At 61.9% G+C, this 8,807-nt stretch carries 7 protein-coding genes; 5 read left to right on the top strand and 2 right to left on the bottom strand.

All coding sequences use genetic code 11. From position 1 onward, the window contains the following. On the bottom strand, nucleotides 1-2,086 hold a 2,086-nt coding region (locus JP75_RS25645; RefSeq protein WP_244446397.1), incomplete at its 3' end, for a SurA N-terminal domain-containing protein. Between the two features lie 170 nt (nucleotides 2,087-2,256). Between JP75_RS25645 and tpiA the strand changes: the two genes are divergently transcribed. The 4 genes from tpiA to JP75_RS24185 all read left to right on the top strand — a co-directional run bounded on the left by tpiA (nucleotide 2,257) and on the right by JP75_RS24185 (nucleotide 6,719). Next, a complete protein-coding gene (gene tpiA / locus JP75_RS24200; protein ID WP_035087655.1) occupies nucleotides 2,257-3,009 on the top strand; it encodes a triose-phosphate isomerase in 753 nt (250 codons plus the stop codon). A 110-nt stretch (nucleotides 3,010-3,119) separates the two neighbouring features. Beyond that, nucleotides 3,120-3,710 (top strand): preprotein translocase subunit SecG, encoded by a 591-nt coding sequence (gene secG, locus JP75_RS24195; protein ID WP_035087653.1) that lies wholly within the window; start codon nucleotides 3,120-3,122, stop codon nucleotides 3,708-3,710. A gap of 114 nt (nucleotides 3,711-3,824) precedes the next feature. Continuing rightward, nucleotides 3,825-5,453 (top strand): CTP synthase, encoded by a 1,629-nt coding sequence (locus tag JP75_RS24190; protein WP_035087651.1) that lies wholly within the window; start codon nucleotides 3,825-3,827, stop codon nucleotides 5,451-5,453. A 147-nt stretch (nucleotides 5,454-5,600) separates the two neighbouring features. Continuing rightward, nucleotides 5,601-6,719 carry an endonuclease/exonuclease/phosphatase family protein gene (locus JP75_RS24185; RefSeq protein WP_035087650.1) on the top strand — a complete coding sequence of 373 codons (1,119 nt, stop codon included), beginning with the start codon at nucleotides 5,601-5,603 and terminating at the stop codon, nucleotides 6,717-6,719. A 33-nt stretch (nucleotides 6,720-6,752) separates the two neighbouring features. On the opposite strand, the gene JP75_RS24180 is transcribed toward JP75_RS24185, so the two are convergent. Next, a complete protein-coding gene (locus tag JP75_RS24180) occupies nucleotides 6,753-7,601 on the bottom strand; it encodes an SDR family oxidoreductase (RefSeq protein ID WP_035087648.1) in 849 nt (282 codons plus the stop codon). Nucleotides 7,602-7,965: 364 nt separating this feature from the next. Between JP75_RS24180 and JP75_RS24175 the strand changes: the two genes are divergently transcribed. Next, nucleotides 7,966-8,807: MFS transporter (locus JP75_RS24175; RefSeq protein WP_035087656.1), on the top strand; the 842-nt coding region annotated here is incomplete at its 3' end.

Raw genomic sequence — 8,807 nt, 5'->3', positions numbered from 1 at the left:
CGGGCAGGGCAGGGGTCGCCGGCAGAGCGCGCCCAAGCCGGGCAATCGCATCGTCGATCCGCGCTTCAGCCGCCTCCAGCGCCTGCCGCGCCGAAACACCAGCTTTCACATAGACCGGCGCCGTCAGGTAAAGCTCGTCCTTGACCGTATCGAAGATCGCCAGCAGCGACGGCCGCATCAGCACCGCTTCCGGGGTTTTGAGATCGTCCGGATTGCCGTTCGGCAGCACTTCCATATAACGGACCATCTCATAGCCGAGATAGCCATAAATCCCCGCCGACTGCGGCGGCAACCCCTCGGGAACGACGATCTGGCTTTCCGCCACCAGCCCGCGCAGCGCGTCGAGCGGCTTGTCATCCATTACCTCGAAGGCATCTGGATCAAGCTGCGCCTGCCGATTGACGCTGGCCGTGCCGTCCTCGACCCGAACGATCAGGTCGGGAAGCAGCCCGATGATCGAATAACGCCCACGCGTCGTCCCATCCTGCACGCTTTCCAGCAGGAACGAATGGGTCCGTTCCTGCGCCAGCTTGAGATAGGTGCCGATGGGCGTTTCGAGATCGGCCACGATGCGACGCCAGACGATCTGCGATTTGCCGGCTTCATATTGCTCTGCAAAACGCGTGGAAAAATCGTCGCCCATCGTGGTCTCTACGGTTGGTGGGAAAGCGGCCCGGTTGTTACTGGCCGAAGTTGAGAGCAAGCAGTTGCTGCAGCGCCTGCTGGTTGATCCGCAGCCCCGCATCGTCACGCACAGCCCCGACGAAGTCACCATAGACCCCGTTCTTGGCTTCGTTCTGCAGGTTGTCGGCAGCCGCGGTTTCCAGCGGCTCGGTCGGCACGGTGTTATCAACCACCTCGAAGACGATGAATTCATTTCGAGCTGATTGCCGCCCACGGTCACATCGGCCTCATAAAGGTCGAGCCCGAAACGCTCGGCAATTTCAGTCAGCGGACGGAAAGCAGCACGCAGCTCTTCGATCTGATCGAGAATGTCGTTGATGTCATTGCGAGCCGCAGCCATCGACAGCGAGGTCACGATCTGCTCGCGCGCCTCTTCCAGCGTCGGCTGGCCAGCGGCTTCAATGGCGGCGACATGCACCGCGCGCTTGCCGGTCACGCCATCGATCAGCGTCACACCGCCCTGTTCCAGCCCAAAGGCTGCCGTCGCCAGCGCCGTATCGGTCACCTGCGCCTGCGTCAGCGTGCCAAGGCTCGTCGCCGTCAGCCCGTTTTCCGTAAGCAGCGTGGCAAAATCCTTGCCCGCGGCCAGACCGGCCTCAAAGGCAGCCTGCTGCTCGGCATTGAGCACGACCTGCTCGATGGTGCGCTTCTCCGGCGTCGTCAGCGTCGCCTTGATGCGCTCATATTCGGCAGCGATCGCGTCTTCCTCGATCGTCTTGGTTGCAGCCAGCGAAGCCAGCGACAGGTCCAGCATCTGCACCCGGCGCGTTTCCACAGTGCGATACTCAGCCTGGTGCTCGGTGAGGTAGGCGGTCAGCTCTTCCTCGGTCGGCGCCGCCGGCGTCTCGATATTGGCGTCGGTCAGCGTGATATAATCGATCGTGCGCTGCGTGCCGGCATAGTCGTTGATCAGGCCCTGCGCCACGTCGGGCAGCGTCTTGTCGGCAAAAAGCGCCGAGATCAACTGCTCGCGCTTGGCTTCATTGCCGCGCGTCTCAAAATATTCCGCTTCCGTCCAGCCGCTCGCCTGCAACACCTGGTTGAAGATCGACGGATCGAAATTGCCCAGCGTCCCCTGGAACGAAGGATCGGTGCGCAGCATCTGTCCCAGCTTGTCGTCGGAAACCCCTAGGCCGAGCTGGTTGGCCAGCACGTTCATCGCCTCGCCCTGCGAAATGTTCATCAGCACATAGGTCGGCAGACCCATGGCCTCGGCCTCGGCCACGGTCGGCACGCGGCCGATCTGGTTGGCGAGATTGTTCGCCTGGCTCTGGTAAGCCCGCAAAAATTCGCGTGATGTAATTTCCTGGTCGCCCACGCGGGCCACGGTATTGCTGCCGAGATCGGTGATCACGTTGTTGATACCGAAGCCGGCTACACCCACCAGCAGGAACGCTCCCATGATCTTCCCTGGCCAGGATTTTGCAAAACCACGCAAACCATCGAGCATTTCGAACGTTCCAGTTTAGGGTCTGAGGCTTTACCCAAAGGGTTGCCTGAGACTAGTAAGACTTTCCGACAGCCGGGGTTAGGGCAAAGCCCACTTTGGCGCAAGAGGCAGGAGTATCTAGATTGACCACCATCTCACCGCTGATCGCCGGGAATTGGAAGATGAACGGGGTGTCCCAGTCGCTCGATGAACTGACTGAACTGGCCAATTTGCTCACGACTGGCGAGGCTCCACGCGCTGTTGTCGTCATCTGTCCGCCGGCGACCCTCGTTGCCGCCGTCGCGGCGCAGGGCGCCTCCAGCGGTATCATGGCCGGTGGCCAGGATTGCCACGCCAATGCGTCCGGCGCCCATACGGGCGATGTTTCCGCCTATATGCTGGCCGATGCCGGGGCCCAGTTCGTCATCGTGGGCCATTCCGAGCGCCGCGCCGATCACGGCGAAACCGACGATCAGGTGCGCCTGAAGGCCGAAGCCGCCATCGGCGCCGGTTTGAAGCCGATCATCTGCGTCGGCGAAACCGAAGCCCAGCGCGATGCCGGCCAGGCCGAATCCGTCGTCGCCGCCCAGCTCGCCGCCTCCATTCCCGATGGTGCCGGCCAGCACGAAGTCATCGTCGCCTACGAACCCATCTGGGCCATCGGCACGGGCCGCACCCCCAGCAATGACGACATCGCACAGATGCATGCCAGCATCCGCGCTCGCCTCGTCGATCGCTTCGGTCCGCGCGGCAACGAGTTCCGCATTCTCTACGGTGGTTCGCTCAAGCCCGTGAATGCGCGAGAAATTCTCGCCGTCGAAAACGTCAATGGCGGCCTCGTCGGCGGCGCCAGCCTCTTGGCAAAAGACTTTTACACCATTATCTCCGCGGTATGACCGAACGGCATGGGTCGTTGCTATGAAAAACATGGCAACGGTCTGGCCTTTGCCGTTTTAGGCGTGTATGACGCCGCATCCTTTCTGACTGACGCGAAGACCAAGACCTCATGGCGAACGTCCTTATTGTTGTCTATCTGCTGATCGTTGTGGCCCTTATCGGCGTCATCCTGATCCAGCGCTCCGAAGGCGGCGCGCTTGGCATCGGTGGTGGTGGCGGCGGTGGCCTCATGACGGCGCGTGGCTCGGCAAACCTGCTCACACGCACCACGGCGATCCTGGCAACCCTGTTCTTCGCCACGGCTATTGGCCTCACCATTCTCAATGAGTTCGACCGCGGCACCTCGAGCATTCTCGATCGCGCCACGACGACCACTGAAGATGGCGCCGCGCCGTCCAACGTTCTTGATGCGCTGAACGCGCTGCAGGGCGATACGACGTCGGACCTTCCGGTTCCGGCCGATGCCCAGGCTCCTGCAACGTCGACCCCGGCTGCTCCGGCAACGACTCCGGCGGCTCCCGCCCCGACCAGCGACCTGCCGGTTCCCGCGGCAACCCCGGAAGCGTCTTCCGAGACGGCTCCGGCAGCTTCTTCTGAAGCGACGCCCGCGGCGACTCCGGAAGCTGCCCCCGCAGCGGCCCCAGAGTCTCCGGCCCCGGCGACTGATACGCAAACGCCGGCTACGACAACCGGTAACTAAAGCGCCGAAAGGCGACCGCCGAAAAAGGGGATGGAAACATCCCCTTCTTCTTTTTGTGTGGACCGCATCATGCGGCTCTGCGAATCGTTCATGATGTGCTTATGGTGATCGCCCATGGCTCGGTACGTTTTTATCACCGGAGGCGTGGTTTCCTCCCTTGGCAAAGGTTTGGCTTCAGCGGCGCTTGGCGCTGTGCTGCAGGCGCGCGGCTATAAGGTCCGCCTGAGGAAGCTCGACCCCTATCTCAACATTGACCCCGGCACGATGTCGCCGACCCAGCACGGCGAGGTCTTCGTGACCGACGACGGCGCTGAGACCGACCTCGACCTCGGTCACTACGAGCGCTTCACTGGCCGTGCGGCCAATAAGCGCGACAACATCACTTCGGGCCGGATCTATTCCGACCTGCTCTCCAAAGAGCGCAAGGGCGAATTCCTCGGTGCCACCGTGCAGGTCATTCCGCACGTCACCGACTCGATCAAGAATTTCGTCCTCGAAGGCAATGAGGATTACGATTTCGTCCTCGTCGAAATCGGCGGCACGGTCGGCGACATCGAAGGCCTTCCCTTCTTCGAAGCCATCCGCCAGCTCGGCAACGAACTGCCGCGCAATCACGCCGCCTATCTCCACCTCACCCTGATGCCCTACATTCCCTCGGCCGGTGAGCTGAAGACCAAGCCGACCCAGCACTCGGTCAAGGAGTTGCGCTCCATCGGCATCGCCCCCGACGTGTTGCTGGTTCGTTGCGACCGTCCGATTCCGGAAGGCGAAAAGAAGAAGCTCAGCCTGTTCTGCAACGTCCGCGAATCCGCCGTCATCCAGGGCCTCGACGTCGCCTCGATCTACGACGTGCCCGTCGCCTATCACCATGAAGGCCTCGACCGCGAAATCCTCGCGGCCCTCGGCATCACCGACGCGCCCGAGCCCGACATGTCGGCCTGGGACGAAGTCTCCCGCCGCTATCACAACCCCGAAGGCGAAGTGAACATCGCCATCGTCGGCAAATATACCGGCCTCAAGGATGCCTATAAGTCGCTCTCGGAAGCCCTGACCCATGGCGGCATCGCCAACAAGGTCAAGGTCAACCTGCAGTGGATCGATAGCGAAGTCTTTGAACGCGACGATCCGGCGCCGTATCTCGAGCACGTCCACGGCATCCTCGTGCCCGGCGGTTTCGGCGAGCGCGGCTCTGCCGGCAAGATCGAAGCAGCCCGCTTCGCCCGCGTCAAAGACGTGCCCTATTTCGGCATTTGCTTTGGCATGCAGATGGCCTGCATCGAGGCCGCCCGCAACACGGCCGGCATCAAGAATGCCTCCTCCACCGAATTCGGCCCCACCAAGGAGCCGATCGTTGGCATGATGACCGAGTGGGTCAAGGGCAACGAAACCGAAACCCGCGATAGCTCCGGCAATCTCGGCGGCACCCTGCGCCTCGGCGCCTATCCCGCCCAGCTCACCCGCGGCTCGCGCGTCGCCGACATCTACGGCTCGACCCGCATTTCCGAGCGCCATCGTCACCGCTATGAAGTGAACATGGACTACCGGAAGCTCCTCGAAAAGAACGGCCTCCTGTTCTCCGGCGTCTCGCCCGATGGCAAGCTGCCCGAAATCGTCGAACGCACCGACCACCCGTGGTTCATCGGCGTCCAGTTCCACCCCGAACTGAAATCCAAGCCGTTCGAACCGCATCCGCTGTTCACCAGCTTCATCTCGGCCGCCATGGAACAGAGCCGCCTCGTCTAGGGTCAGGTCCAGGCACACAAACAAGGTCATCCCCGCGAAAGCGGGGATTTCTTTTTCTGGGACTCGGGCAGGGTGGCCAGCAATCCTGCGTACTTCCGCCTGTCACGCCCCTGCGCTAAGCTTCCCCATCCCAAATGGGGGCCGGACATGCCGTTCTACAACGACCTTCGTCCCGAAGCTAATTTCGCCAAGCGCGATTTCATTCGCGTCTTTCCCGATATGACCAAGCCGGCGAAAATCCGGACCATTGACGGCCTCCTGCGCCTGCGCGAAGCCCTCGACAAGGTCATCCCGTCCCGCCGCGCCGAAGAAAACCTTCTCGTCGCCAGTTGGAACATCAAGGAATTCGGACACACCACCCAGCGCCTGCCGGAATCCTACTATTACATCGCCGAGATCGTCGCCCGCTTCGATCTCGTTGCCATCCAGGAAGTCAAATCGACCCTTAAGGATATCAGCATCCTGATGCGCATCCTGGGCTCCGATTGGTCCTATCTCGTCAACGACATCACCGATGGCAGCAGCGGTAATCGCGAGCGTTCCTGCTACCTCTATAACAACAAGCGGGTGAACCTTTCGGGCCTTGTCGGTGAACTCGTCCTCTGGCCCGCCGTCAGCGATGGCGCCATGATCTCCCAGATCGCCCGCACGCCCTACATGACCGGCTTCCGCGCCGGCTGGAAAAGCTTCGTCCTCATCAACCTGCACCTTTCGCCCGACAAGACCGGCAACAAGGCCGCCGCCCGCAAGGCCGAAGTCGAACTTCTGGTAAAAGCCCTCAAGGAAAAATCAGACGAACTCTGGGGCGAAAACCTCATCCTCACCGGCGACTTCAACTTCTTCCGGACCGTCGACCAGCAATCGATCGACCTCCTCAGCGCCGCCGGCTTCGTCGAGGTCAACAGCCTCGCCGACAAGCACACCAATGCAGCGCTGACCGAAGTCTACGACCGCTTTTTCATCCGCAAGAACAAGTTCTTCCGCCTCGCCCTTTCCGCCGATGGTCAGGAAAGCGGCGGCGTCTTCAACCCCTTCGAACACGTCCTGCGTCTTGACGATGCCGCGACCTACTTGCCCGAAATGCTCGGCGTCTACGGTGGCGCTGCCGATCTCGCCAACGACCCCGTAGCGATGAAAAAGTATTTCGATAGCTACTGGCAGCAAAACCAGCTCTCTGACCACCTTCCGATCTGGTTCGAGATGATCATCGACTCCTCTTCGCCCTTCCTCGCCGAAAACCGCACCAAGATCGAAGCCGAGCCCTGAAAAGCAAAAGGGCCCCCGTGGGAGCCCTTCATCTTACGCCGGAATGAACTTCGCAGCATTCTCGCTGATATAGGCCGCCAGCGTCCGCGGCTTCTTCCCCGTCAGCTTTTCCACCGCATCCGTGGTCGCCGCGGTCCAGCCCTCACGCACCGGATAGAAGATCGCCGCCAGCATCTGCGCATAGTCCGGCGACAGACCCGCCGAAACGATGGCAGGGACGAACTCCGAGTCATCGACCGACCGATAGCCAACGGTCCGGCCCGTCGCCTTGGAAATCAGCTCCGCCGCCTCGCCATAGCTCAGCGCCTCCGGCCCGGTCAGCGCAAAAGCCTGCCCATCGAACTTGTCCGTCGTCAGCGCCGCCGCAGCAGCGGCCGCAATATCCCGGCTATCGATAAAGCTCGACTTGCCTTCCCCTGCGGGCACCCGGATTTCGCCCGCCAGCACGTCATGGCCCCAATAGCTCTCAAAGTTGTCCGAGAACCAGTTCGGCCGCAGGATCACATAGGGCACGCCCGATTTTTCGAGCCGCAATTCCACCTGCCGGAACGGAATATTATCATCCGCCTCGACGCCGATAGCCGTCTGCAACACCACCTTCACTTGGCGCTCTGCCGCCGCATCCACCACCGGCGCGAGCAGCCGCACATGATCCGCCTCGCCAGCCGGCGCCAAAACGAACAACCGATCCACGCCCTCCAGCGCCGGCCCCAGCGTCTCCGGCCTGTCGAGGTCGACCAGCACCGCCTTGGCCCCGGCAACCGAAACCTTCTCCGGCCGCCGCGTCCCAATACGCACGGTCTCACCCTTTGCCACCAGTTCCTGCACCAGCGCCTCGCCGACATTGCCGGTCCCGCCGATTACCAAAATCTCTTTGCTCATTATGCTCTCCACATTGCAGCTAGTACCCAATAGAAACTAGCTAGTGGGATTGCACTTAGACGAATTCTGGAAAGCTGGTAAGAAGGCACTACCGGGTGATAAGGTCACCCCGCAGAAACCGGGCCCCGCCATGAGAACACCAAACGTCTACGAAAAGGACTGCCCCACGCGGCTAGTCCTCGACCACATCGCCGACAAGTGGACGGCCCTGATCCTCTGGAAGCTGGTCGACCGCCCCCTGCGCTTCAACCAGATCCGCCGCATCGTCGAAGGCATTCAACCCAATCGTTGGCTATGGCGCGGACTATTCGGGATGGAGGCGCGCTATTTCCGCGCCCCAATTGAAAAAGCATCCCGGACTATCATGACCATCGCTACAGCATCGTCCCCGGCGGCCGCGCCGAGGAATTCCGCCCGCCGCGTTCTCGCCGCGAGCATGATCGGCACCACGATCGAATTCTTCGATTTCTACATCTATGCCACCGCCGCGGTGATCGTCTTCCCGCACCTCTTCTTCCCCTCGACCGACGAAAACTCGGCCCTGCTGTCTTCGCTCGCCACCTTCGCCATCGCCTTCCTGGCGCGCCCCATCGGCGCCGCCTTCTTCGGCCATTTCGGTGACAAGGTCGGGCGCAAGGCGACCCTCGTCGCCGCGCTCTTGACCATGGGCATTTCCACCGTGCTGATCGGCGCGCTGCCGACCTACGAACAGATCGGCATTTTCGCGCCGCTGCTCCTCGCGCTCTGCCGTCTGGGGCAGGGCCTTGGCCTCGGCGGTGAATGGGGCGGCGCAGTCCTCCTCGCCACTGAAAATGCTCCCGAAGGCAAGCGCGCCTGGTACGGCATGTTCCCCCAGCTCGGCGCTCCCGTCGGCTTCTTCTTCGCCACCACCATTTTCCTGGTCCTCGCCCATTTCCTCGGCGATGAAGCCTTCATGTCCTGGGGCTGGCGCGTGCCGTTCCTCGCCAGCGCAGTGCTGGTCATTTTCGGCCTCTTCATCCGCCTGAAGATCACCGAAACCCCGGAATTCGCCAAGGCCATCGAGAAGGCCGAACGCGTCGAAGTCCCGTTCTTCGACGTCTTCAAGAGCCACAAGCTGAGCCTCTTGCTTGGCACCATGGCCGCCCTCGCCACCTTCGTGCTCTTCTATATCATGACGGTCTTCTCGCTCAGCTATGGCACGGGCACCCTCGGCTATAGCCGCGA

This window comes from Devosia riboflavina (assembly GCF_000743575.1).
Classification (GTDB): domain Bacteria; phylum Pseudomonadota; class Alphaproteobacteria; order Rhizobiales; family Devosiaceae; genus Devosia; species Devosia riboflavina.
This window is presented reverse-complemented; position numbering and strand designations above follow the sequence as displayed.

What these genes read in the sequence shown, in the direction of transcription:
- secG (WP_035087653.1), top strand. Translation starts at nt 3,120, where the DNA reads ATGGCGAACGTCCTTATTGTTGTCTATCTGCTGATCGTTGTGGCCCTT.
- JP75_RS24190 (WP_035087651.1), top strand. Translation starts at nt 3,825, where the DNA reads ATGGCTCGGTACGTTTTTATCACCGGAGGCGTGGTTTCCTCCCTTGGC.
- JP75_RS24185 (WP_035087650.1), top strand. Translation starts at nt 5,601, where the DNA reads ATGCCGTTCTACAACGACCTTCGTCCCGAAGCTAATTTCGCCAAGCGC.
- JP75_RS24180 (WP_035087648.1), bottom strand. Translation starts at nt 7,601, where the DNA reads ATGAGCAAAGAGATTTTGGTAATCGGCGGGACCGGCAATGTCGGCGAG.